We start from the raw sequence: 24836 nt of genomic DNA on the forward strand, positions 1-24836 counted from the left end.
TCATTTATATGTTTTTGCTCCTATATATCTATCCGACCAATAACTATTATTCATCGAAGTAATTGATACACCTTTTGAGGAGGAGCTATGAATGAATTGGTTTCCACCGATATATATCCCCATATGAGAGGCACCTGATTTATAGGTTTCAAAAAACACAAGATCCCCGGCTTTTGGGGAAGAAACCTTTTTCCCCTTCTTGTATACTTCTCCAACAGTTCGTGGCATAGTCACATTGGAACTTTCTTTAAAAACATATTTTACAAACCCACTGCAATCAAAACCTTTTGGCGAACTCCCTCCCCATACATAAGGGACATTCAAATGTTTTTTAGCGTTACTTACCAGCTTAGCAGATGAATAACTGTTTGCTTGTTGGGCGTTTTTTTTGGTTATCCCCAAAGCTTTATAGGTATTCGCACCGACAATACCATCTGCTTTTAGGCCTTTTCTTTTTTGAAATTTCACTACTGAACTTTTCGTAACCGTCCCAAAATATGTAGTCGTGTTTTTACTAGTGAAGTATCCTTTTTTCTTCAGAACCCCTTGTAATTGTTTAACTTCGGTATGCGTCATTCCACTTTTCAACGTACGATCACCTAATGCAGCATTACTAACTAAAGGATTGGATAGCAACAAACCGGTCACAACACATGTAGCTATAATTTTTTTCATATTAAATATTTTCCCCCAGAGAATCACTTTTTTTAATTCTATCACTCATTCACGACACTTTTTTTTACAGTTTCATTACAAAATCATGCATATTTTGAGCTTAAATGACATAAACTATAAAATCTGGTAATATATTAGTAAATTATACTTACTGTCGAGAACGCCATCAGATTTTGAACAAACTATTTGGCTTTTTACCTTCTCTAACAACAATACCAAAATTCTAAAAGCCTCTCGCTGGCCCGTAAATAGCCTTTGCTTCCTTGAGCAAACGTTTCTTTTTACCATATAATTCAAATTAAAATAAACCTTACAAATATGATAATTTTATCTTATACATTTTTAAAGTTAAGATATAAAAAGATACGTTAAGTAATTAATAATGGTAGGACATAAGTAGGGCAGATCCTAAAAAAATTGAAAAAACAATTTGAATTAAGATCAGTTGACAGGGGTGAAATACTTTGCGTTTCAAGTAATTCTTATAAATAGCAAAAACTGGCTCAATTGCGTATACGGCTGAACGACTTTATGTATCTTCTTCAGGTATAAGTCTTGCGATAAGTAGTTTAGAGGAAGAACTGTATGTAAAGATATTTGAACGCACTAGAACTAGATTAGAGTCAACCGAAATCGGAAAAACCTAATCATAAAAGCACAGGAAAATTATAAGGATATATACAAATATCCAATTCATGCCAACTTAAATGATGATGATAGAAAAAATTTTCACACTCAATCATTTGGGAAATTTAGCAAACTTAACATTCTGATTCAATCACAAAATTCTGAAACAAAAAAATATTTTATTTCACAGTGATTTGCAATCGGATTTGAATCGGACTTAACTATCAAATCCGATTGATTTTATCAACGTGAAGATATTATAGTTAAGCCTGAATTAGGTATAGAATCGAAAGTGTCCTATTCGATTAAAAAGCCATTTTTTTCTGTTGCAGTGTTTAGAAAGAACTTCATGTTCAAGCTAATAATTTCAAAGAATAATATAAGACCAAAGATATATAGTTACATAAAAACTTTCAGGAGGTATTATCTAAACAAAAGAAGGGATTTCACTTCAAAGTGAATCCCTTCTTTTGTTTAATTATCCTTTATACTCGATGATGATCCGCTTATTCACTGCTCATTTAAGTTCTTTTAATGATAATCCCTCATTTTCCGCTCTTTCACACAAAGCTTCTAATTCTTGGTCTCTTGCAAATCGTAATGGAATAAATTGCTGCATTGTTAGTTTTGAATTTTTTACCTTTGTTTCCTTTTACAACTTATCTGAACTTGCGGTCTGTCTCCTCGATAGGAACGTTATTTCCAAAAAGAGGTTTAATATTTAAATATCCGAGTAATTTTTGGATTTGCCCTAACTATTTCTAAAACGCTTATGGATATTGTTGTGCTTATAAGTGCCGGCCTCACTGAACTCAATCAACTCCATGGACAACGCTAGATAACGTCGAGCAAACAGGTTGGCAAAATGCCCCTTGATTGCCTCGAATAGTTCATCACAGATCTTCTTCTTATCCACATCCGACCGGCCCGATCCGATTTTCAAAACAGTATGAACAAATGCATCATTTTCTGCACCGTCTGCTACTCGATAATCCTGAAGTTCAATAGCTCTTGAACGAATCCCTCCAGTCGGAAAAATATCGCTACGGCTGATTAAAACACTATTTACTTTTTTGAGTAAATTCGGAATGTCTGCTTCTTTCTTTATATTATCGGTATATTCAACAATAACATGTGGCATGTTCTCATCCCTTTCACCGATCAATAACGGCTTTCTCGTTATCCGTTCTTAAAAAAATGTTATCACCAGCAATCGTATTAACAAGCCGTCCGATTCCTTCAATTTCTGTCACAACTTCATCGCCAATGGCAGTATCAACAAGCCCTTCCGGTGTGCCGGTTAAAATAATGTCTCCTTCATTTAACGTCATAAAGCTGCTTAAATATTCAATAAGTGCTGGGATATCAAAAATCATGTCGCGAGTTGTACCTTCCTGTGTCAGCTTGCCGTTTACATACGTGCGTAGCTTCAAGTTCATTGGATCTTCAATGTCCTCTGTATCGACAAGCCATGGTCCAATTGGAGTACATGTATCTCGATTTTTCACTTTCAAATTAGGGCGGTAATAATTCTCCAAATAGTCACGGATGGCATAATCATTGGCGATCGTATAGCCTGAAACATATTCATAGGCGTTTTCTCTCGCTACATTGCGAGCTGGACGGCCGATTACGACAGCCAGTTCACATTCATAGTGCATGTATTCGGCATCAGACGGGCGGCGTGTTTCTGCACGGTGACCGATAAATGTGTTCGGTCCCTTTAAAAAGACAAGTGGTTCTTCCGGTGCATTAAACGCCAATTCTTTTGCATGATCCGCATAATTTAAACCGAGTGCGAATACCGTACGCGGCTCCACAGGCGAGAGCCAGACAACATCCTGCTCCTGCACAAGACGTCCATCATGGAGTTGAAGCATGCCTTCTTTTTCAACAGCATCATAAATTGCACCACTATAGGCTACTCTTGCTTTTTTCATGCACGGCCACCCCAATTCCAGTCTTTTTCATGAACGAGTATATTTTCAAGAAAACCAATTCTATCAATCTCAATTCGAACAACGTCTCCTACTTTTGCCAACGGTGCATTTTCAGGTACCCCCGTCAGAAGAATGTCTCCCTGGCGGAGTGTCATAAAATCTGTTACATCGGAAATTAATCGAGCAACAGAACGGATTAGATGATGTGTGTTATTTTCCTGTTTTAATTGACCATTTATAAATACCTTCACTTGTAAAGAATCCGGATTGTTAATCGCTTCTTTCGGCATAACCCACGGACCGACCGGACAAAAACCATCACGTGCTTTTTGTTTAATAGCAGGTCTGTATATACTATCGTGCGGGACGCTTACATCATTAACAATCGTATAGCCAGAAACATAAGACAGCGCTTCTTCTTCCTTCACACGTGTTGCTGTTTTACCAATAACTACACCAAGCGTCGCACCCATTTCTAGTTCTACTGAATCATCTGGAACAGGAATAGCCATCCTATGGCCTATTAAAGTATTTGCTGGCTTAATGTATAAGACAGGCGCTTTTGGCGCTCCTTGATAAGGCGCTTTATGAACCGCATCTCCAAGTACTTCAAGAGCCCCTTTAAAATTTAAAAGGGCTCCATATATAGTTCCTGTTACGGGGGGATCTAAAGGTGTTGTGATCACTTCCCCTTCTTGGATAGACACTTCATATTGCCGCTGCATTGTGCGAATTCTTACATTTACCAATGTAAGTCACTCCCTTTTTCGATTAATGATGATTGACGCCTTTTACGTCACTTCCTGTATTAGACTTCACCAATATTTCCTGGAAATTTCCTGTATGCTCCTTTTTAGAGGATAAAATGGTACCTAAGTATGCGCCTAGAAAACCGAGCGGAATGGACAAAATCCCCGGTGACGTTAATGGAAATAACGGCTCACCCACAAATAAAGCTGCACCGGGTACTGGATTCCAAATATTCGGACTCACGGCTACAAGCGCCATTGTTCCAATTAAGCCTACGAGTATACCAGTAATCGCACCCGTGATATTAAAGCGTTTCCAATAGACCGTAAATAAAATGACCGGCAAATTGGAGCTGGCTGCTACAGTTAGCGCCAATGAAGCTAGAAAAGCTACGTTCATATTTTGAACAAACAGTGCTATGAAAATCGAAATGATTGTAATTCCGATCGATGCAATTCTAGCCATACGTACTTGTTGCGCTTCTGAAGCCTTACCATCTTTTAATATCTCATTGTAAAAATCATGTGAAAAGGCGGTCGCTCCTGTCACAACAATACCTGCTACAACAGCTAAAATTGTCGCAAATGCAACAGCTGAAATAATTGCAAATAATGTGTCGCCACCTAGCATTTCGGCCAGTAAAGGGGCTGCCATATTCCCGGCCGGATTTGCTGCCATAATTGTATCTGCTCCGACAAACCGGGCTGCTGCAAAACCGAGAAAAATCACCATGACATAAAATAAACCGATAATCCAGATCGAATATACAACTGATTTTCTTGCGACTTTTGCATCTGGAACAGTTAAAAAGCGGCTTAACACATGTGGTAAGCCTGCTGTACCAAGAATCAATCCAAGTGTCAATGAAATCGCATCAAGTCCATTTGTATATTTTGCACCCGGATCGAGATACGCACCGCTCAATGGAGTTGCTGTTTTCATTTCTTCAAAAATGCGAATAAAATTGAAGTCGAACTTAGACATGACCAAAATAAAAATAAAAAAGGTCCCACCGAGGAGCAAAAATGCTTTTGTAATCTGTACCCAGCTTGTTGCCGTCATCCCGCCAAAAATAACAAATGTCAGCATCACTAGTCCGACTAGAATAACCGATACTTCATAGTTAATATCAAGCAGTAATTTAAAAAGAGCACCTGCTGCAACTAATTGAGCAAGCATATAAAAAACAGAGATGGTTAACGCATTAAATGCAGTCACTCCGCGAATTTTTTTCGAATTAAAACGTTCTGCGATCATATCAGCGAGGGTGTATTTCCCTAAATTACGAAGCGGTTCGGCGACGAGAAGCAAGACGACAAGATACGAGATGAGCGCACCGTACATGAGAAAAAATCCGTCATAACCAACGAGTGCTATCGCACCGATCAACCCCAAAAAAGACGAAGCCGACATAAAGTCTCCCGCGATAGCAAACCCATTTTGCCATCCTTTCAAACCACCGCCGGCAGTATAAAACGAACTGGCATTATTCGTTTTTCTGGATGCATAAAAAGTGATCAGAAGAGTAATAAGTACCACTAAGAGAAACATTGATACTACTTTAATATCCATTTATTCAACTTCTCCCTTCTCTTGCTTGACTCAACACCTGTGCTGCCATCTCATCAAACACTGCAGCCTTTTTTACATAAAGCCCACATATGATCCATGTCATCACAAATTGAGCAAAGGCAAAAAGCCATGCCCAAGAAATGGAACCGTAGAACGGTTTTGTCAGCCAATTCGAGTAGAAAGCGAAAACAGGAAGCAACAAGGCGAACCCGAGAAAGAAAACTGTTGTAAAAATGATGAATTTCTTTTTTGCTGCCAGTAGTTCCTGAAACTCGGAGGAGGCGCAAATTTTTTCATAATCCAATGAATGATATTTAGCCGTCGTTTTTTCATGTAGTTCCATTATTTGCTTTGCACCTCTTCTTTTCACTAGAATTAGGAAAACTTATTCTTTAATTTCGATTAAAAACAACTAGTTTCAGTTCTGTCATTTCTTCTATGGCGTATTTAATTCCTTCTCTTCCAACACCACTCTCTTTTACCCCTCCATAAGGCATGTTATCTACACGGAATGATGGAATATCGTTAATCATCACACCTCCAACATGAAGTTTTTCAGCTGCATGCAGGGCCGTATGAATATTATTGGTATAAATCCCTGCCTGGAGTCCAAATTTAGAGTCATTTACTTCTTCAATGGCTTCCTCTACTGATTGAACTTTATTGATTACAACAATTGGGGCAAATACTTCCTGACATGAGACTTTCAGAGAAGACTCTACATTTAATAAAACAGTTGGCAGTAGAATATTCCCTTCTACTGTTCCCCCTGTTGCTACTTCGGCTCCTTGTTGTTTCGCCTCGTGAATCCAATTTAGAGTCCGTTGAACATCTCCTTTTGAAATAAGCGCTGAAACGTCCGTTTTTGAATCTAATGAATCACCAACTTGGATTTGTCTTGTGGCTTTAACAAAATTCTGGACAAATGGTTCATATAAGCTTTCGTGAATATATATGCGCTTGTTAGAAATACAAACTTGACCTTGGAACGCGAAGGCTCCCTTAATGCAACGGTCAATTATTTTATTGAGATCGATGCCTTTGTCAATAATTAATGCAGCATTAGAACCAAGTTCTAGTGTTACACGCTTTAACCCCGCTTTGTTTCGAATGCCGATTCCCACAGCCGGACTTCCTGTAAAGGTAATCGCTGCAATTCGGTCATCTGTCACCAACTTGTCCCCTACTTTTTTGCCGCTCCCCGTAATTACATTTAAAGCACCAGCAGGCAATCCTGCTTCTTGAAGTAATTCCGCTAAAAAGTAAGAAGATAGTGGAGTTTGAGAAGCCGGTTTTAAAACGATCGTATTTCCCGACGCAATGGCTGGTCCAACTTTGTGGGCATCTAAATTCATCGGAAAGTTAAACGGTGTGATGGCTCCGATTACACCAATCGGTTCTCGCACAGTGTACGCCACTCTGTTTTCACCGCCAGGTGCTGCATCCAGCGGAAGAGTCTCTCCATGAATACGTTTCGCTTCTTCCGCTGCAAATTTATACGTTTGAATAGTCCGGTTCAATTCATCCCGCGCAGTAGTAATCGGTTTTGCTGCTTCCAAAGCAATAATTTTCGCCGCTTCTTCTGCATTTTGCTCTAATAAAGCTGCTAATCGTTCAAGAATAGCAGCACGTTCATGGGCAGGCATCTTTTCCATAACTTTTCTAGCGCGAATCGCTGCTTCAATGGCTTCATTAACTTCTTTGTCATTAGCTGAAGGAATCTGTGCGATTACCTCTACAGAAAAAGGTGACGTTAAATCTGTATATACCGATGCTTCTTTCCAGGTTCCATCAATGTACAAATCTTTTTTAATTTTCGTACTTATAGTAGTACTCCATCCCCTTTCTACTCAAAGCGCCATTATGGGAAATTAAATGACGTGTTCATCTTTTTGGGTGTATTCATTTACGCCGAATGCTTCATTTTGTTTTCCGTATATATAGTCAATCCATTTAACTTTGACCCGTTTCATTGAGGTATCTACGAAACAATCATTCAATTGAAGCAATATTGAGGATCGTTGATCATGTATTGAAATTTGGTGACAAGTTCCTTCATATATATGACCATCCAATTCAACCTGAATATGATATACACCAAGTTTAGGTACTCGATATTCTTTATCTATCGACACTTTAATAAATTGATGATTTTTATAGAAAAGAGAGTTTTGTTTTACATCCCCATGAACTTCATAAAACTCACCTAGATAATCGGGAACTACTTTTACATGGCCACCTGCCAGCAACTCTCTAATTGCCGTAGAACTAATTTTTTCACTCGCATGCTCAATTTTATGCACAGTTGTAACATCAAACTTTCCTAATCTATGATTTGATAGCGTTTCCATATTTCCCAATCCCTTAGAGCCATAGTGGTAATCAAAACCGGCCACCACATGTTTACATCGAAGTCCTGTAATATATTGTTCAACAAAATCTTCAGGTGAAAGACGGGCAAAGTCTGGATTAAATTCAACGATAAATAACTTTTCAACGCCCAACTTTTCAAACCGTTCTTCTTTTACAGGCAGCGGTGTTAAATAAGTCATTGGCTCCCGGTCGGGAAACAGAATATCTTTTGGATGCGGATAAAACGTCATGACCCCAAATGTACATTGTTTTTGCTTGGCCATTTTTTTTGCAGTTTCAAGAATTCCTCGGTGACCAATATGAACTCCATCGAAAAATCCAAGGGCCAGAACACAAGATTCCATTTCAGTGGCGATTGATTCCGCGATCGGGTGCTGAATATAAATCGTTTCCATCGTTTGCCCTCTCCTTTCTCTGAATTTAAGTTACTTGACGTTCGACGATCTTTCCGTATTTCCCTTCAAAAAAGGTTAATGGAGTACCTTCACGGAGAATAATGTCTTCCACTTCACCAATAAAAAGTGTATGGTCACCGGCCACCTGTTTTCCATAAACACGGCAGACGATATTCGCCAGTGCGTCTTTTACGACTGATACTTCATTAAGTCGATCAAATTCCGCTTCCCGTTCTTCTTTAATTTGTCCCGCGAACAACATGGATACTTCCTGCTGTTCCTCCGACAAAATATTAACGGCAAACTTCCCGGATTCATTAATTTTGTCCAGCATTTTTGTTTTTTCCCCAATTGAGATTAAAACCAGTCGTGGGTTCAGCGATACTGACATAAAGGCATTCGCTGTCATCCCGTGTGCTTCGCCATCCAGATCAGTTGTAATTACCGTAACACCTGTCGCGAATTTACCCATGGCATTTCGAAATGTACGATCATCCATACGTACCCCTCCATTCTTTTCATAATTTTTTAAAAAACTTTTTAAATAATGAATTCAGGCTTGAGCTGTTCCAGCGTCGGTGCCGTTGCCTGGACTTCTTCTCCAGTTTCAATGTCCAAAAACGGTGATGTTTCATTAAACCAGCAATCCGGAGCTTTTGCTCCCCAGAACGTTTGGCGTCTTGGATCATTCAAATCCCAACGTACCGGTTCAAAATCAGAATCACTCGTTAAGTAGTCTCCATTATATAGCTCAATGCGGTATCCATCGGGATCTCTCAAGTACAGGAAGAACGCGTTCGACAATCCGTGACGAGCTGGACCTCTTTCAATGCTTTCCGCATACCCAAGAGAAGCAAGGACATCACAGCAGTGAATGAGTGCTAATGGATCCGGAAGCCAGTAGGCAAAGTGATGAAGGCGAGGACCCTCTCCGTTCATAAACGCCTGGTCATGAACGGTTTGTTTACGATGCAGCCAGGCTGCCCAAATACGGTCATCTTCTGTTGCCGTGTATTCAGAGCAGGCAAAACCTAATTCTTTAATAAAGAAGTCATACGCCTTTTCTACATCCGGTACCGCGCAGTTCACATGGTCAATGCGCTGAATTCTGGCCCCTTTATATAAGTCGTAACGCTGGATCAAGCGCTCGGCTTTGTCCATTTTGCAAAAAAACTCAAGTGGCATCCCCGATGTATCATGAACATGAAGAGCGCGGCCAAGAGCATGTTGTGTTCCTTCTTCCAGCCATTTCGTCTTCAATCCTTTTGATTGGAATAATTCCGCTATGCGATCTAGGTCTTCCTCTTTTTCTACTTTGTATCCAAGGGCGTGAACGCCCAGCTTCTCTGATTTTTTCAATACCAAACTGTGATGTGTATGCTCTTCAAGCCCTCTTAAATAGATATACTCATCATTGCTTTCCGTTTCAATGAGCCCCAATGCATTGACATAAAAATCTCTTGAGCGATCCAAGTCCTTTACATTAATAACTGTTCTAGCAATTCGGATAATGTTAAAATCCATTACTGTTCATCCTCCTTTAATTATTAGTTATTTTAACGAGCTCTTCCGAACGGCTTAAAAATTCTTTGACGCGATCCACATATACTTGTTTGTCATAACCGTTGTAAAGCATGCTGGCCATGCGTACCGGATCCCCGAAGAAGAAACGCTCATACAGTGTTTGTCGCGAACCAAATGAACTCATGCATACATCCCAGGCAAGGCGGTACAATTTAACACGGTCGTAAGCATTACCCGTAGCGGATTGTAAATACTTATCCAGATCCGGACGAATTTCAGAGTGAAAATCAGCTTCATTCGGAATCGCCATCAAGCCACTTGCACCCATCAACTGCATAATTTCAGTGAAGCGCGGGTAAAGTTTCGGGAAGTAGTGGCGCGCAACGTTTAGCGGCGCGAAGTCAGGCGTCATCGTCCCCCATTTATCTAACTTTGCATTAGCCTCTGATGCCGTGACATAGGCTTTCATTGTTTCAAGCCCTATAATGACTTCCGAGATTTTTTCCTGGATATGCTGGTATTGCCCGATATTGATTGTTTCTGCCATCAACTGAAGAATACCGAGTATAAATTCTGTTTTTGCTACGTTTTTCGATACAACTTGATGCGTCATATGAACAACGGCGTTACTTGCGTTGTATGCTTCGTTACAGACAGCGACGTCACCAAGTGAGAAAACACGATCCCATGGAACCACGACGTCATCAAAGACAACAATTGTATCCATTTCTTCATACCTAGAACCGAGTGGATGGTCGAAATTAGACTTTCCGTAATCAAATGATTCTCGGCAAATAAACTTTAAGCCTGGTGTGTTATTCGGAATGGAAAATGCGTACGCATATGGGTTTTCTTCCTCTGACTGTTTCAATAATGTAGAAGGGAATACCATAATTTCATCAGTGATGCCGCCCTGTGTAGCTAATAGACGTGCCCCTTTAATGACGACTCCTTCCGACGTCTTTTCCTTAATCCGTGCAGCAATATACGGATCTGGAAGCTGAGCGGAATTGACCCCTCTGTTTACTTGTGGCTGAATTAACGTGTGTGTTAATGACAAATCATTTTCACGGCAATATTCCAGGTAATTTTCCATATTCTTGGCGTACATCGGATCTTGTTTCCCGAACATTTCAGCAGCCGCACCGTACGCCATCATACCGACGTTAATATAATCCGGAGATCGTCCCATCATGCCGTTATTGTATTTAGCCCACTCCTGCATCATTTTGCGGCGCATGACCAGTTCTTCCTTTGTTTTTGGTTGGATAAAGGATGTACCAATCCGGTTACCTGTTGTCGGCGATACATATGTCATGTAATCCTTTTTCATTGGATCATGCTGCATATCATATAACTCAGCCTGAGTCTTCATAACTCCTTTAAAAGCTGGATGCTCGGAAACTTTCCCTTTTACCTGTTCGCCGTTGATCCACACATTTGCCTGTGCCTGATCGACTCTCTCAATATATTGTTTCCCCGTTTTTGCTGGCATTCTTTTTCTCTCCTTTTCAGAAAGTTTTATTTTCCAAACTGTGGAATATGATGATCGCCAATAGCCACATGGATTACTTTCGGTTCTGTATAAAATTCGAAAATTGCGTAATGACCACCTTCTCTGCCTATGCCACTGTCTTTCGTTCCGCCAAATGGAATCCGAAGGTCGCGAACGTTTTGTGCATTGATCCAAAGCATCCCTGCCTCAACGGCCTTTGCAACACGATGGGCCCGCTTCAAATCACTTGTCCATACAAATCCGGCCAGCCCATAACGGACATCGTTTGCCATTTGAATCACTTCTTCATCCGTTTCAAATTCGATGACAGCCATAACCGGTCCGAAGATTTCCTCCTGGCATACCCTCATGTCATTTTTCGCGTTTAACAAGAGCGTCGGTGGAACAAAGTTGCCTGCTTTCAGTTCCTCTGGAACAACTCCCTGAACGATTTCGCATCCTTCTTGTTGCGCGATTTCAATATATTTCTTCACTTTGTTGAAGTGTTCTGTTTCAATTAAAGGCCCAAGTTCGGTCGATGAATCCATTGGGTCGCCTATTTTAATATTGGCCACGCGTTTTTTCAACTTCTCAATAAATTGATCTTTTATGTTTTTATGCAAAAAGACTCGAGAGTTAGATGTGCAGCGTTCTCCGTTAAAAGAAAAGATTCCCCATATAGCTGCATCAAGTGCACGATCAAGGTCTGCGTCATCAAATACAATTAAAGGTGACTTACCCCCAAGCTCCATGGACGTTTTCTTTAAAGTATCGGCAGAGTTTTTGATGATTATTGTCCCTGTTGTCGTTTCACCTGTAAAAGAAATCGCTTTCACATCAGGGTGAGCAACAAGGGTACCTCCAGCAGTTTCACCGAATCCATGGACAACGTTGAACACACCAGCTGGAACTCCGGCTTTATGGACTATTTCAGCCAGTTTATTAGCTGTTAACGGTGAAAGTTCTGCTGGTTTTAATATAACTGTATTTCCTGTTGCCAACGCAGGCGCCACTTTCCACGTCTCTAGCATAAATGGTGCATTCCAAGGAGTGATCAAACCAACGACACCTAATGGCTCGTGGACCGTGTAATTAATGAACTCATCATCCATTGGGTAGGATTCACCATGTAATTTTGTCTGAACCATCCGCGCATAAAAATGGAAATTTTCAGCAGCACGGGCGGATTGTTTTCTCGTTTGGCTAATCGGCAGGCCGGTATCCAAAGATTCCAAAAACGCGATATCTTCAATCTCCTCATCAATGATATCTGCAATTCGATGAATGTATTTCATGCGCTCTTCCATTTTCATGTTGCCCCATGGCCCTTGCTCAAACGCTTGTTTTGCGGCCTTGACAGCTTCATTCATCTCTTCTTCGCGGCCTTCTGCAATACGATTTATCGATTTATTCGTAAATGGATTTTTATTTTCAAAAGAAGCGCCGGATTTGCTGTCAACAAACTGCCCGTTTATGTACAGTTTTACATCATCCACTTGCGTATGTGCTGCTTCTTTCTGTTTGTCAGTTGCTTGCGAATTCATTCTTTTCACGTCCTTTTTAGTACTCTCCCTTCTTTTAATAGAAAGTAAGAGTGTGGAGTATATAGCTTATTTCGTTGCTACGCCATCTTGTAAAATGGAATATTGTTTCAATACATCACGAATCTCGTTTTGCAATGCTTCAGATGGCAAATCCATCGGCTTACGAAGAACTGGTGTAATTTTGTCCATCATGCCAAGTGCGGCTTTTGCAGGTGCAGGGTTTGTGTCTTTAAACAATACGTCATTGAGTACCATCAATTCATAATGAAGATCAAGCGCTCTTTCCGTATCGCCTTGCTCCCATGCATTATGAAGTTCAGCCACTTTTGCCGGCTCAACGTTCGCTGTTGCACTAATCGATCCGCTTCCGCCGATCGTAAGCATCGGGTAACACAATAATTCAATTCCTGAAAATAATTTGAAATCTCTTCCACAGTTTAAAAGAACGCGATTAACATGTTCAAAATCTTTATTAGCTTCTTTTGCTCCAATAATATTCGGGCAGTCCTCTACTAGACGAGCCATTGTTGAAACTTCCATGTTGACACCTGTACGACCCGGAATATTATAAATGATAATAGGAATATCTACCGCGTCGGCAACTGTCTTAAAGTGTTTGTATAGTGCATGCTGAGAAGGTCTGTTGTAGTAAGGAACGATGACCATTGCAGCATCAGCACCCATTTCCTGTGCTGATTTTGTCAATCTAAGTGTTTCATTGTGATTAACAGAACCCGTTCCAGGGGCAAAAGGTACTCGGCCATCAATAGCTTTCACTGCTGTCTCCATCACAATTTCCCGCTCTTCAACTGTGAGCGAACTCGGTTCACCTGATGTACCTGTTACAGAAATACCGTGGCTACCGCTTTCAATTTGCCAGTTAATTAAGTTTTTGAGTGTAACCAGATCCAAACTTTCGTCTTCTTTAAAAGGTGTAATAACTGGAGCAATCGAACCTCTTAACTTTTCACGTGCTTCTTGAACCTTTGACATTCTTGTGTCTCCCCTTTTTTCCTTAATTTTGATTTTTCGGTATGGAATCGCTTACAAGAATAATGTATCATTGTTATTGAAATATTAAAAATATTTAAAAAGTTCGTTTTCTATACAAAAAAAATATACATAGATAAGGAGCGATCTTATGGATGTGCGACAATTACGATATTTTTCAACAATCGCAGAAGAAAGACAAATTACCAGAGCAGCAAAAAAATTACATATGGCGCAACCGCCACTGAGTCAACAACTAAAAGCACTTGAGCAGGAACTTGGCGTTATTTTGTTGGATAGAAACGGAAAAACGATGGAGTTAACTGAAGCTGGAAAGGTCTTATACGATAGAGCAAAAGAGCTTTTACAAAGACTAGACGAAACGAGAATTGAAGTAAAAGAATTAGGGGAAGGGATTAAAGGTGTGTTATCCATTGGATCTGTAAAATCATGTTTTTCTTATATACCGGAGAGAATTCGTTCGTTTCGTAAGCAATATCCAATGGTTAATTTTCGACTATACGAAGGAGATTCTTATCGTTTGGCAGATCATTTACGAAAAAGGGATATTGAGTTGGCCATCGTCCGGCTTCCATTAGATCCTACTACTGACTTTTCTTCTATGCCGTTACCAATAGATAGCTTTGTGGCTGTAACGACTGACACACAGGATGAACGCAACTCGATTCCATTGAAGGAACTCGCAGACATGCCATTAATGTTATTACATCGAGTAAGTGGTGTTGGCCTGTATGAACTTGTCGTCAATAAGTGCAAAAATCAAGGGTTTGAGCCGAATATTGTATGTGAATGTCCCGATGCAGCGATGCTTTTGTCTCTTGTAAAGGCAGGTGTTGGAGTTACACTGCTCCCAAAATCGACCCTAAATTCATTTCCTATAAACGGTTTAAAAACATTAGAAATTGAAGACTGTACGATTGAATCGGAATCTGCGGTTATCTGGCTTAAAGATCGTTTCCTTTCTAAAAGTGCCCTACGATTTATCGAAACCTTTCAATGAAAATCTATTTAGGGTTTAACAATGATGATGTTTTTACCAAAAATTAGAAAGTGATATATTTCTTTCTTGCTAACAAACTATTAAAAAGAAAAAGCATCTACACCTTTTGTGGGGGTGGATGCTAATTTTTTGAAACGTGTTTTTTCTACTTTTAAAAATATCACGATCGTATCCCTTTTTTCTAAATGACTTCGAGTTACCATCCTTATTGCTAATTCGTATGTATCCAAATTCGAACGTTCATTTTATTACGTTCATTGATTTTACCTAACGACAGTAAAAACCTACCTTTTCAAAAAATACTCTGGAGAATATCATCCCCAGAGTATTTTTACACTTCACAACTATTACTTTTATTTAACAGTCTCTTTTATTTCCTTATCAGGTTTAAAAACAGGAACTTTGGAAGCCGCAATTTATATTTCTTCTCCTGTATGTAGGTTTCTACTCGTCCGCTGCCCAGTTGCGTACTTCAAATGTCTTTTCCTGATTATGCGTTTTAATAATTTTACCAATGACGCACGTACAAGTAGGCTTGTAAGAACTGGTTTTTCTTTATATCCTTTTTCTACCATGTGTTTTTAAAATTACCAATAACTTTATGAGCTGGCATGGCTGAAATAAATGCGTGATCATCTATTCGTTGTACGGTTTGACATAATTCTGACCACTGAATATTCACAATCACACAAAGTATGACTTGTTTTTCACTATGTGAGTATGCCCCTAAAGCTTCCCAAGATGTAACACCGCGATGGAACGCTTGATTGAGAGCTTCAGATATCTCTTCTCCCTTATCCGTCACAATAATTACAGAACTTCTTTCCGCCATATTAAGCAAGGATTCATATGTTTTAGCTCCAACATATAACGAGAGAATGGTAAACATGGCTGCCTGAACATCAAAAATCACAGCTGAAATAGCAACAATAATCAGATTAACGATAAGACCAAATTTTGCAATGGACAAATTTTTGTGTTTAGCAATGATTCGTCCAAGGACATCTAATCCGCCATTTGAGCCTCCTACACGAAGCATGATTGCTCCGCCAGCAAAAGAAATTATCCCCCCGAAAATAGAAGCTAAAATAATATTATCCGTCCACATTAGACGAATGGGGATAAAATGAAGGAATATGGTGTCAGAAATGACAGCAAGAATTGTATAAAGGATAAATTTTTTCCCTAAATGGATATATCCTAAAATTAATAGTGGGATATTATAAATAAAATATTGTACTCCCACTGACCAATGAAAAAAGTGGTACAAAATCATACAAATCCCTATGACACCTCCAGACAGTAAATTAGCTGGAAGTAACAATGTATTTGCACCAATAGCAATTAATAAGCTACCAAATATAATACTCAATATCTCAATAACAATCCGGTATTTTCCTTTATTTCTCATATTGTATCCCTTCTCCAAATGTTTGGTAAATTAGATTATTCTCATTCAGAATTATACAATAAAATCCGATTAAGCGTTTACTAATTATAGGAAGAAACCCTTCAATAATCATGACCGTTTAATGCAAAATACGAAACCACTTCCTTTTAAAAAAGCATCTGCTAGTCGGCAGACGCTCATTTTTAACTTGTTTCTTTTATTATTATTGAATATAAAGAAGCCTTGAGAATTAAATCTCTAGGCTTCCATTCAATAAAATACATCTTCCCATTCCCTTTAAGAGACACTTATATGACCGCTTTTATACCATCAGTTTAGAAATCTTTTTTTATGACTATTTCAATGGTTTCCACATTTATTAGACCTGCTTCGTCCATGTATTTGCAACATTTTTACTGAGTTTAACTGAGCTCTTTTCAGTGTAGAAACAGACAATAAAACCGTAATAATATTTAGTATCCACTTCGAATAAGGAATTATATTTAGCGTAAAGTAGAATGTAATTTCGCTCTCAATTCTTCCTGTAACGCTAACTTTTTAATTTTCCCACTAGGGGTCATAGGCAGCTCATCTAAAAAGATAAAACGGTCAGGTACTTTATAATTTGCTATACGTTCTTCAATAAATTCCCGAATGGATTCCTCTGTTTCCTCTTTACCCGGTTTTAATTTGATAGCCGCACAGGCCACCTCACCCATAACAGTATCTGGCAGACCAATAATGGCTACTTCTAATACACTATGATGCTGATAAAGCAATTCTTCGACTTCTCGGGGATAGATATTATAACCTCCCCTAATAATCAGCTCTTTTTTCCTTCCTACAATTCGGAGGTTCCCCTGATCATCTATTGTTCCAAGATCCCCCGTATAAAACCAGCCATCTGAATCAATGGCTTCACTAGTTTTTTCAGGCATCTCAAAATAACCTTTCATGACCCCAGGGCTCCGACAGATTATCTCTCCAATTTCACCTGTAGGCATCTCTTTTCTGTTTGCATCAATAATTTTTACTTCTGAACCGGAAGTTGGCTTTCCAACTGTTTGAGAGCGGATTATATCATCATCTTCCAAGGATGTTACAGTAAGTGTAGAAGACGTCTCTGTAGAACCATAAGCAACAACAATATTACAACCCATTTCGATTCTTATTTTTTTAACAATTTCTTCGGGACATGGAGCTGCAGCAATAATCCCTGTTCTTAGTGAGGATAAGTCCATGTCTGCAAATTCAGGGTGATTAAGCTCCAAAATAAACATAGTTGGGACTCCTTGATGGACTGTTATTTTCTCTTGTTCTACTAGTCTTAAGGCTTTTAATGCTTTATACTCTTCCAACAACACCATTTTTGCTCCAGCCTCAACGGCTGGCACAATCGATGCAGCCATTCCAAATATATGAAAGACAGGAACAGGAATTAAGAATACATCCTCTTTCGAACTTTCCAATGCTACATTGGTTAATTGAGCAGTTTTTAATACATTATAATGAGTCAGCATTACACCTTTTGGATTGCCAGTCGTACCAGATGTATATAGAATCGAAAATATATCTTCTAGAGAATCAATCCTGATTTTAGGGGTAGACTTTTCCCTACCTAGCTCGATTAATTCTTCTAAAGACCGATATCCTTCAGATTTACATCGAACCGTAAAGATTTGTTCAAGTCCTTTACTTTCTATTGTGTTATTCACTTTATTCTTAAAAATCTCATCATTATTGTCTATTAAAAACACTGCTTTTGACCTCGAATTTTCTAATATGTATGAGAGCTCATCTGCTTTATATCTTGTATTACAAGGAACAATGATCGCTCCTATTTTAGCAAGGCTGAATGTAATAGTGACGAATTCATGCCAATTTGGCAAGCAGACCATCACTCGATCTCCTTTTGTAATATTTAAATGAGCAAGCGCTGATGACAGATTTTCTACATCTGAATATAACTCCCTATAGGTAATTCTCCTATAACCATCGAATATAGCTTCCTTATCCGGTTCCGCCTTGTAAGCATTCTCAAGAATAGTCTGTATGTCCTTCATCTTATTAGCCCCTCCCTGTAATCGCTTTCATTTTTTCTGTAAGTCTTATCACCGACCTTTTAAAAACTACACTTGTGTATTGTATAGTCTGTATTTTCATTATAAAAAAATAGGGCAGTCAAAAATACCTGCACCGTGAAGGAAAAAGTATTTAGTTTTTCATCATCATGTCGAATTACAAATCAATGATGTCATTTAATTTAAATGCGAGCTGCAGATTAAATCGCTGTTCAGAACTAGTCAATTCGATATCCAACAGGCTCTGAATCTTTTCCATTCTGTACTGCAGTGTACTTCGATGAATGAAAAGTTCCTCAGAAGTTTCTTTAATGCTTCCATTATTATTTAAATAAGCTCGCAGTGTCTGAAAAAGGGTATTATTTTTGTCATCAGAGTTATTTAAAATAGGGTTAAGATATTTTTTTATGAACAATCGGGTCGATGTACTGTTCTTCAAATGTTGAAATAATGGGTATGCTCCTAAATCATCATAAAGAACAAAATTCGATTCTTTAAACTGGTTTATTATCACGTTTTGCGATTCCACAGCTTGTTGATAAGAAACAAAATAGTCACCGATTGCTGCTGTTTTTCCTCCTATGCCTAAATAGAAGGGCTTTGCCAGTTCAGTCTTGCTCCACTTTTGGATATAGGTAAAGAGTTTAGTCCAAAATTCCCTCGGGTTATCTTTCTCTATTGAAATTGGGACGATTAATATAAATAATTCCCCTTTAGTTGCAAATAGAATTTCTTTATCAAATACTGCAATCCACTCCCTCACCCGGTTAAATAACATGGTTTTTTTCTCTTGAAACTCAATAATTCCATTTTCAGATTCAACTTTGTTTCCAAAATTAAGACAGTACAGAAATACGGTGAGGTAAAAATAAATTCCAATTGAATACATTTGCATATTGAATGATTTCTTCTTCATTTATCAAATTAGGCACTAACAATTTATTGATAAAACCATCCCTAACCTGTTCTTTCGTATCAAACACAAGCTTTTGTTTAATAAATTGCAAATAGAATATATTTCTAGCGATATTGACACTGAGCTTAAAAAAGTCATCCATGTCATTTAGGTTTAGATGAATAGCCAAATGTCCAAGAAGATCTCCTCCGTGATTAATTGGCCAGATCATTAGTTTTTTTTCCGTATCACCCATGGATGCCTGCCAAATTTCTTGATTACGCCCTTGAAATACTTGGTAAGTCGCCTGTTCAATAAGTAACTGAACGTCAGCGTTATCTAATGGATGCATGGAATAGTCAATAGGTCTCATGAACCGATCAAAGAGTAAGACCGAACTAGAGAAAAGTTCGCTGATTGTATTGGTTATACCAACAAAACTATCTTGCTCAATCGTTTCTTTTACCAAGGCCTGCTGATAGTCTAGCAGCATATGCAATCTTTGCTTATACTCCTTTTCGCTTTCAAATAATCGGATATTTTCAATTAATGCAGCCATATGTTGAGCCATTAATTTTAAAGTTTGTAAATCATCTGCTGTATATATTCCGTTGTTAGTTTCCTTCTCTTCTACATGGAGCACACCAATCGTTTTTAAATTCATCGTTAAGGAAACTGTTAATGCTTTACCTCCCCATGCAGCAAGATATGGAAAGTAGTCGATAAGTTTATTATTTTGGGGAACGATTCTCTTTAGTGACAGTGGTTGGCCAAAGCATGGTTCTTGCAAAATGAAACTATTATCTTTTTCTATATATAAATAAACACAAGCTCTTTTTGATTGCGTTCCCTTTCCCGCTCTCTCTATTATTTTCCCAATAGTTTTTTCTATTGGTGAATTAACGGATAAACTTTCCGTAATCCACTCCATTCCTATTTTCTTCTGTTCTTCTCTTTGCTTTGCTAATTTTATTGCAACCGCAATATCTTTTCCAAAGTCAGTAAAAATCAATACCATTTCTTGATATAAAGGAACCAAATCTGTAAAACCAATTAAACAGACACCTGATACTCCGTAATCCCCTTTATAAGGAACAGTGAACCATGATTGTATCTTTTCTTTTCTAATCACATCCGAAAGTTCATGTATTTTCTCTACTTCCGAATCGGAAAACGCCAAGGGATATTCTAAAAGATCAGAACTGTTATTCCTGATATTAATAGGGAAATTCTCTATGAATGAATCGGATTCACCGTTGAATACCTTTGGAATTAAATATCCATCTTCATTCAAAAGAATACAGACAAAGTCACAGTTTAAATCTAATTGAAACGAATCTATTAGAAACTTCAGTGTCTCTTCTACTGTATCGAACATAATAAGTTGCCTAGCCGTTACACGAAGATGACGGTCAATTCTTCTTATCAATTTTTCTTTCTTTGTAAGCTCCAATCAATTCCCCCCCTTTTCATATACCTTTACAATAAAACCCTTTTATACCAATATTAACACATCATAATTTTATATTTTCCTGAACTAACAGAAATTTCAGTTAATAATGAACCTCTTAACTGGAAGTTTTTCAGCTTAACCCCTTTTAATAATAATTATGTCGGCTCTTGTACCATGCCTAACTTGTTTGTTTCTATTCAGCATCATACTTATAAAGTTCTTGTAAGCAATACTTTGCTTTTGAATACTACATCGAAAAAACTTGAAGATTTATAATTTATTGCGTTTAACGAACGGAATTTTGTCGATAAAGTGAAATCACTTTTTAGTTCACTTTGAAACTATTTGGAAAGCAGATTATGCAGCGGGGCTATAACATGGTTCATCAAATTCCTTCGGTTGAAAGCAGTAAATAGAGATTGGAACGATATATGGGATCTATAATAAAGAATGGAATATTGAATGAGGGAGAGTTGGGATGTGTTTTTTATACATGTTCGTTTAATAATGTAGGAGCTGAAGTATTCAATGAGGCGTTTAGACACGAACTCCAGAAATGGTCAAATCAGTCCTTTAAAGTCTGAACAAGAATGAAACGTTAAGAACTCATCATGTCTGGTAGCCTTTCGGTTCGATAGTTTTAGTCGTGGTCTCTTTATTGCAAGGCGAATACGTCCCTTCCCTTTATTAATGAAAGAAGCCATTTCAATGTTTATTTACATTATTGCATTGTAACAGGTGTAGACTATACATAAGAATACATAGGAAGATTTCATACTCAAAAACATATTGCTTTTATTAAAAGACCTTTCTCGTAGGTATTCTATGTACCTACGAGTTTTTCATTAGTTAGTAAAACAAATCTGTAATATCTACTTCTGCCTTCTACCGATATTAAGAAACATTCTGCTGTTGTTCCACGTAACCTTTCTTTTTCGCCGTAGACATCTTATTGATTGTAAAATAAATCCCTGCAATCCATCCAATGACAATAACTGCATAAATATAGATGTGTGCATCGTCTGGAACCCATGTAGATAAAAGGGTTCTTACATTAATTAAAATGATGAAACCACCTACTAAAACCCCCATTAATTGAGCAGGAAGCATACGAACAAGCCAGGCCGCAATCGGTGCGGCAATTACTCCACCGATAATCAGTGCTACAACCCAAAGCCAATTAACCGCTTCCCATCCAAGAGAAATGATAAAACCAAGGCTACCAAAAAAAGCAATCGCAAACTCACTAGTATCAACTGTTCCGACAGCTTTCCTCGCAGTCATTCCTTTTTTGGACAATAGAACAGGCGTCGCTATCGGTCCCCAACCCCCTCCACCTGTTGCATCACAAAACCCTGCAAAAAGTCCTAGCGGGATAGATTGTTTCGCTGTTAATGGCTTTACGGTTTCATTTTCCTTAGACGGCTTGAAAATAAATAGAAAACGAAACAAAACGTATACTCCTAGGCCAAATAGAAAGATAGCAATATACGGTTTTGCTAATTCAGCTGGCAAATTGCTCAGAAAACAAGCACCCACAAATGCTCCAACAGAACCTGGAATAATCAAACGATAAACCATATTCTTATCTACGTTCCCAAACTTGATATGAGATGCTCCAGAAACAGCTGTCGTTACTACTTCCGATAAGTGAACAGATGCGGATGCTACTGCAGGTACGATCCCGAATGTCAACAATAAGGAAGTTGAACTTACTCCATACCCCATTCCAAGTGAACCATCTATTAATTGGGCTAAAAACCCGATAAAGGCTAAAACGATTAACTTTTTCATGACTTCCCCCTTTTTTTACTTAGATAGAACCTAAATTACCCTCGACCCGACCTACATACAATTCGCTAGTAAATAGAACATTGAAATTTTATTTTCAGACACAAAGAGGCACCTAACCAAAATAATTGTTTCATTTTGATTAGGTGCCTTCAGTTTTTCTGATCAGCCCAATGATTTTTATTCAGTTTCTACTGGCAAAAACCTAGCTAAAAAACGATATCTTTCTTTAAGGGAATATTTATAAATATCCTCAATTGAATCTTTTAGTAACTGAGATTTTTCATCTTTTGATAATGAACTCTTTTTTATATGCATCCTTACTTCGAAAAGAAATTCAAGGTATTCCTCATATGACTCATCATAAACTTCCTGTAAATCATTTCGGATTTTTTTAGCGAGTTTTGGACTTGCCCCATTGGTAGAAACGCTAATTGTGAGCTTACCTCTATTCAATGTAGCTGGAATATGAAAGTTGCCCAGCTCTTGATTACTAATAACGTTAACAAGTTGGCTATGAGATGTGTTCTTATAGACTTGCTCGTTAATTTCTGAGGAGTTTGTTGCAGCTATGATTAAAAAAGCATCTTTATAGTCAGTTTCTTCTACTTCTTTAAGTAAAACATGGATTTTCCCTTCCTCTTGTAGCTTCTGGAAACCTTCGCATATTTCAGGACTTACAACAGTTACTTCAGCACCTGCTTCTAGTAAGGGGCCCGCTTTAAAGTAAGCTATTTTACCACCGCCAATAATGATACACTTTCTATTCTCAATATTAAGAGTAATTGGATACATAAGCACCCTCCTCAGACACTTCGTGAATTCGTTCTGATAATGCTTTTTCTATCTTCGGATGATAACCGAGATAACGGCAGAGAACAAAATTCTGTTTGCCTTTTTTCTGGATCTTTTTAATAGCTGTTTGGATGGATTGCATTAAAATACCGGTAAATAAAAGGTAAGGAATAATAAAAATTTGATCTGATTGGGAATCTTCAGCCATTTCCAATGCTTCTGCAAAAGTTGGTGAAGCAGCAGTCAGATAACAATCTTGTACTTGGCTTTTTGGTAACCTACGCTTAAGTATACCCGCTAATTGACTTAAATCTCGTTTCACGTCGGGATCACTGCTGCCCCTTCCAACTAATAAAACTAGTGAATTCTCCGTTACCTTTTCGTTTGTCTCTTTCAATCTTTCTACTAAAATGTCAACCATTTTATCACTGACCCCTATGGGTCTTCCGTACTTCAACTCTACCTCTGGATATTGTTTTTTCATTTTACATAGAATGACTGGAATATCATATTTTGCATGTGCAGCAGTTAACAGAAGAACTGGAATAGCAATGATTTTCGTCGCTCCGCGTTGCACACATCGATCATAGGCATCTTCTATCGTAGGACTTTGTAATTCTAAAAAGCAATACTCCTGAATTGTGTTAGATTGTCCTTCCATGCATACATGAATAAAATCAATCGCTTGGGCAGATGCTTCTTTGACACGGCTTCCATGGCAAATATATAATATAGCTTCCATTAAAAGGCCTCATTTGCCAACAAATTTTCCGCTTGTTTTTGTTCAAACCATTTGATCTTTTCTCGTAAATTGACCACATCTCCTACAACTATCATGCAAGGATTGGAAATTTGCTCACTTTTGGCTGTTTCTACTACATTAGCTAATGTACTGACAGCTGTCTTTTGTGTTTTTAACGTTCCCCAATGAATAAGAGCTACTGGAGTATTGGGATTTTTTCCATGCTCCAAAAGTTTCCCTTGAATATACGGTAGATTCTTCACTCCCATGTATATAGCTAATGTATCAATACCATTTGCAAGAGATTCCCACTTGATATTATCATCTTCGTCTTTTTTCCGATGGCCGGTAACAATGGCAAATGAAGAAGCATGATCTCGATGGGTCACTGGAATTCCAGCATAAGCTGTGGCAGCAATTCCAGCCGTAATGCCTGGCACAATTTCAAAACTTACGCCATTTTTTGCAAGGGCTTCAGCTTCCTCTCCGCCTCTTCCAAAAACAAAGGGATCGCCACCTTTTAATCGCGTAACAATTTTCCCCTTTTTTGCATATTTAACTAGAAATCGATTGATTGTATCTTGCTGCAACAAATGATAATCCGGCAGTTTACCGCAATTAATCAATTCGACTCCTTCTTTTGCATAATTCAACAGTTCTTTATTGACAAGACGGTCATATAAAATGACATCGGCTTCTTGAATGCACTTTAATCCTTTTATTGTAATTAAATCTGGATCTCCAGGACCGGCTCCTACTAGATATACTTTCCCCATTATGCAA

General features: G+C 38.3%; 23 protein-coding genes and 1 pseudogene. 2 read left to right on the top strand and 22 right to left on the bottom strand.

Translation table 11 applies throughout. The annotated features are described in order from the left end of the window. Window positions 1-675, bottom strand: coding sequence for a C40 family peptidase (locus AKG34_RS12320; protein ID WP_053346332.1), 675 nt, complete (start codon window positions 673-675; stop codon window positions 1-3). Between the two features lie 488 nt (window positions 676-1163). Between AKG34_RS12320 and AKG34_RS29675 the strand changes: the two genes are divergently transcribed. Next, the gene (locus AKG34_RS29675; RefSeq protein ID WP_083450916.1) at window positions 1164-1322 is read left to right on the top strand and encodes a helix-turn-helix domain-containing protein; all 159 of its coding nucleotides are present in this window, start codon (window positions 1164-1166) and stop codon (window positions 1320-1322) included. A 497-nt stretch (window positions 1323-1819) separates the two neighbouring features. On the opposite strand, the pseudogene AKG34_RS29680 reads toward AKG34_RS29675, so the two are convergent. The 13 genes and pseudogenes from AKG34_RS29680 to hpaI all read right to left on the bottom strand — a co-directional run. After that, window positions 1820-1927, bottom strand: a pseudogene (locus AKG34_RS29680) (DUF6526 family protein); the annotation flags it as partial. Between the two features lie 126 nt (window positions 1928-2053). Then, window positions 2054-2443, bottom strand: coding sequence for a 5-carboxymethyl-2-hydroxymuconate Delta-isomerase (locus tag AKG34_RS12325; RefSeq protein WP_053346333.1), 390 nt, complete (start codon window positions 2441-2443; stop codon window positions 2054-2056). A 13-nt stretch (window positions 2444-2456) separates the two neighbouring features. Continuing rightward, the gene (locus AKG34_RS12330; RefSeq protein WP_053346334.1) at window positions 2457-3242 is read right to left on the bottom strand and encodes a fumarylacetoacetate hydrolase family protein; all 786 of its coding nucleotides are present in this window, start codon (window positions 3240-3242) and stop codon (window positions 2457-2459) included. Continuing rightward, window positions 3239-3967: a fumarylacetoacetate hydrolase family protein gene (locus tag AKG34_RS12335; protein WP_053348093.1), complete on the bottom strand. Its 729-nt coding sequence runs from the start codon at window positions 3965-3967 to the stop codon at window positions 3239-3241. Before AKG34_RS12335 ends, AKG34_RS12330 begins: the two co-directional genes overlap by 4 nt. A gap of 46 nt (window positions 3968-4013) precedes the next feature. Further along, window positions 4014-5564 (bottom strand): solute symporter family protein, encoded by a 1551-nt coding sequence (locus tag AKG34_RS12340; RefSeq protein ID WP_053346335.1) that lies wholly within the window; start codon window positions 5562-5564, stop codon window positions 4014-4016. 4 nt (window positions 5565-5568) lie between these two features. Next, a complete protein-coding gene (locus AKG34_RS12345; RefSeq protein ID WP_053346336.1) occupies window positions 5569-5907 on the bottom strand; it encodes a DUF485 domain-containing protein in 339 nt (112 codons plus the stop codon). Between the two features lie 49 nt (window positions 5908-5956). Then, window positions 5957-7366: an aldehyde dehydrogenase family protein gene (locus AKG34_RS12350; RefSeq protein ID WP_407946255.1), complete on the bottom strand. Its 1410-nt coding sequence runs from the start codon at window positions 7364-7366 to the stop codon at window positions 5957-5959. Window positions 7367-7435: 69 nt separating this feature from the next. Further along, window positions 7436-8332, bottom strand: a complete 897-nt coding sequence (locus AKG34_RS12355) for an FAD synthetase family protein (RefSeq protein WP_053346338.1) — start codon at window positions 8330-8332, stop codon at window positions 7436-7438. Window positions 8333-8357: 25 nt separating this feature from the next. Then, entirely contained in the window at window positions 8358-8831 is a 474-nt protein-coding gene (locus AKG34_RS12360; RefSeq protein ID WP_053346339.1) for a flavin reductase family protein, read from the bottom strand. 41 nt (window positions 8832-8872) lie between these two features. Then, a complete protein-coding gene (gene hpaD, locus AKG34_RS12365; RefSeq protein ID WP_053346340.1) occupies window positions 8873-9856 on the bottom strand; it encodes a 3,4-dihydroxyphenylacetate 2,3-dioxygenase in 984 nt (327 codons plus the stop codon). 16 nt (window positions 9857-9872) lie between these two features. Next, window positions 9873-11351, bottom strand: coding sequence for a 4-hydroxyphenylacetate 3-monooxygenase, oxygenase component (hpaB, locus tag AKG34_RS12370; protein WP_053346341.1), 1479 nt, complete (start codon window positions 11349-11351; stop codon window positions 9873-9875). Window positions 11352-11377: 26 nt separating this feature from the next. After that, window positions 11378-12895 (bottom strand): 5-carboxymethyl-2-hydroxymuconate semialdehyde dehydrogenase, encoded by a 1518-nt coding sequence (gene hpaE / locus AKG34_RS12375; protein WP_053346342.1) that lies wholly within the window; start codon window positions 12893-12895, stop codon window positions 11378-11380. Window positions 12896-12961: 66 nt separating this feature from the next. Next, entirely contained in the window at window positions 12962-13888 is a 927-nt protein-coding gene (gene hpaI / locus AKG34_RS12380; protein WP_053346343.1) for a 2,4-dihydroxyhept-2-ene-1,7-dioic acid aldolase, read from the bottom strand. Window positions 13889-14036: 148 nt separating this feature from the next. On the opposite strand from hpaI, the gene AKG34_RS12385 reads away from it, so the two are divergent. Beyond that, window positions 14037-14906, top strand: coding sequence for a LysR family transcriptional regulator (locus AKG34_RS12385; protein ID WP_053346344.1), 870 nt, complete (start codon window positions 14037-14039; stop codon window positions 14904-14906). 568 nt (window positions 14907-15474) lie between these two features. Here AKG34_RS12385 and AKG34_RS12390 read toward each other — a convergent pair. The 8 genes from AKG34_RS12390 to cobA form a co-directional block, all read right to left on the bottom strand. Next, complete coding sequence (locus AKG34_RS12390) at window positions 15475-16317, bottom strand: YitT family protein (RefSeq protein ID WP_053346345.1); 843 nt, start codon at window positions 16315-16317, stop codon at window positions 15475-15477. A 482-nt stretch (window positions 16318-16799) separates the two neighbouring features. Continuing rightward, window positions 16800-18359, bottom strand: a complete 1560-nt coding sequence (locus AKG34_RS12395) for a class I adenylate-forming enzyme family protein (RefSeq protein WP_053346346.1) — start codon at window positions 18357-18359, stop codon at window positions 16800-16802. Between the two features lie 175 nt (window positions 18360-18534). Beyond that, a complete protein-coding gene (locus AKG34_RS12400) occupies window positions 18535-19293 on the bottom strand; it encodes a PucR family transcriptional regulator (RefSeq protein WP_083450775.1) in 759 nt (252 codons plus the stop codon). Further along, on the bottom strand, window positions 19214-20725 hold the full coding sequence (locus AKG34_RS12405) for a GAF domain-containing protein (RefSeq protein WP_053346348.1): 1512 nt from the start codon (window positions 20723-20725) through the stop codon (window positions 19214-19216). Before AKG34_RS12405 ends, AKG34_RS12400 begins: the two co-directional genes overlap by 80 nt. 894 nt (window positions 20726-21619) lie before the next feature. Beyond that, window positions 21620-22519 carry a sulfite exporter TauE/SafE family protein gene (locus tag AKG34_RS12410; protein ID WP_053346349.1) on the bottom strand — a complete coding sequence of 300 codons (900 nt, stop codon included), beginning with the start codon at window positions 22517-22519 and terminating at the stop codon, window positions 21620-21622. Window positions 22520-22696: 177 nt separating this feature from the next. Then, window positions 22697-23311, bottom strand: a complete 615-nt coding sequence (locus AKG34_RS12415) for an NAD(P)-binding protein (RefSeq protein ID WP_053346350.1) — start codon at window positions 23309-23311, stop codon at window positions 22697-22699. Beyond that, entirely contained in the window at window positions 23292-24053 is a 762-nt protein-coding gene (locus AKG34_RS12420; RefSeq protein WP_053346351.1) for a sirohydrochlorin chelatase, read from the bottom strand. Before AKG34_RS12420 ends, AKG34_RS12415 begins: the two co-directional genes overlap by 20 nt. Further along, a complete protein-coding gene (gene cobA, locus AKG34_RS12425; protein WP_053346352.1) occupies window positions 24053-24829 on the bottom strand; it encodes a uroporphyrinogen-III C-methyltransferase in 777 nt (258 codons plus the stop codon). The genes AKG34_RS12420 and cobA overlap by 1 nt, the downstream gene beginning before the upstream one ends. Window positions 24830-24836 lie beyond the last annotated feature (7 nt).

The organism is Peribacillus butanolivorans (assembly GCF_001273755.1).
Taxonomy (GTDB): Bacteria; Bacillota; Bacilli; order Bacillales; family DSM-1321; genus Peribacillus; species Peribacillus butanolivorans.

What these genes read in the sequence shown, in the direction of transcription:
- hpaB (WP_053346341.1), bottom strand. Translation starts at nt 11,351, where the DNA reads ATGCCAGCAAAAACGGGGAAACAATATATTGAGAGAGTCGATCAGGCA.
- AKG34_RS12345 (WP_053346336.1), bottom strand. Translation starts at nt 5,907, where the DNA reads ATGGAACTACATGAAAAAACGACGGCTAAATATCATTCATTGGATTAT.
- AKG34_RS12340 (WP_053346335.1), bottom strand. Translation starts at nt 5,564, where the DNA reads ATGGATATTAAAGTAGTATCAATGTTTCTCTTAGTGGTACTTATTACT.
- AKG34_RS12385 (WP_053346344.1), top strand. Translation starts at nt 14,037, where the DNA reads ATGGATGTGCGACAATTACGATATTTTTCAACAATCGCAGAAGAAAGA.
- cobA (WP_053346352.1), bottom strand. Translation starts at nt 24,829, where the DNA reads ATGGGGAAAGTATATCTAGTAGGAGCCGGTCCTGGAGATCCAGATTTA.
- AKG34_RS12325 (WP_053346333.1), bottom strand. Translation starts at nt 2,443, where the DNA reads ATGCCACATGTTATTGTTGAATATACCGATAATATAAAGAAAGAAGCA.
- AKG34_RS12355 (WP_053346338.1), bottom strand. Translation starts at nt 8,332, where the DNA reads ATGGAAACGATTTATATTCAGCACCCGATCGCGGAATCAATCGCCACT.
- AKG34_RS12420 (WP_053346351.1), bottom strand. Translation starts at nt 24,053, where the DNA reads ATGGAAGCTATATTATATATTTGCCATGGAAGCCGTGTCAAAGAAGCA.
- AKG34_RS12410 (WP_053346349.1), bottom strand. Translation starts at nt 22,519, where the DNA reads ATGAAAAAGTTAATCGTTTTAGCCTTTATCGGGTTTTTAGCCCAATTA.
- hpaD (WP_053346340.1), bottom strand. Translation starts at nt 9,856, where the DNA reads ATGGATTTTAACATTATCCGAATTGCTAGAACAGTTATTAATGTAAAG.
- AKG34_RS12335 (WP_053348093.1), bottom strand. Translation starts at nt 3,967, where the DNA reads ATGCAGCGGCAATATGAAGTGTCTATCCAAGAAGGGGAAGTGATCACA.
- AKG34_RS12330 (WP_053346334.1), bottom strand. Translation starts at nt 3,242, where the DNA reads ATGAAAAAAGCAAGAGTAGCCTATAGTGGTGCAATTTATGATGCTGTT.
- AKG34_RS12390 (WP_053346345.1), bottom strand. Translation starts at nt 16,317, where the DNA reads ATGAGAAATAAAGGAAAATACCGGATTGTTATTGAGATATTGAGTATT.
- hpaE (WP_053346342.1), bottom strand. Translation starts at nt 12,895, where the DNA reads ATGAATTCGCAAGCAACTGACAAACAGAAAGAAGCAGCACATACGCAA.
- AKG34_RS12360 (WP_053346339.1), bottom strand. Translation starts at nt 8,831, where the DNA reads ATGGATGATCGTACATTTCGAAATGCCATGGGTAAATTCGCGACAGGT.
- hpaI (WP_053346343.1), bottom strand. Translation starts at nt 13,888, where the DNA reads ATGTCAAAGGTTCAAGAAGCACGTGAAAAGTTAAGAGGTTCGATTGCT.
- AKG34_RS12400 (WP_083450775.1), bottom strand. Translation starts at nt 19,293, where the DNA reads ATGAAGAAGAAATCATTCAATATGCAAATGTATTCAATTGGAATTTAT.
- AKG34_RS12415 (WP_053346350.1), bottom strand. Translation starts at nt 23,311, where the DNA reads ATGTATCCAATTACTCTTAATATTGAGAATAGAAAGTGTATCATTATT.
- AKG34_RS12395 (WP_053346346.1), bottom strand. Translation starts at nt 18,359, where the DNA reads ATGAAGGACATACAGACTATTCTTGAGAATGCTTACAAGGCGGAACCG.
- AKG34_RS12320 (WP_053346332.1), bottom strand. Translation starts at nt 675, where the DNA reads ATGAAAAAAATTATAGCTACATGTGTTGTGACCGGTTTGTTGCTATCC.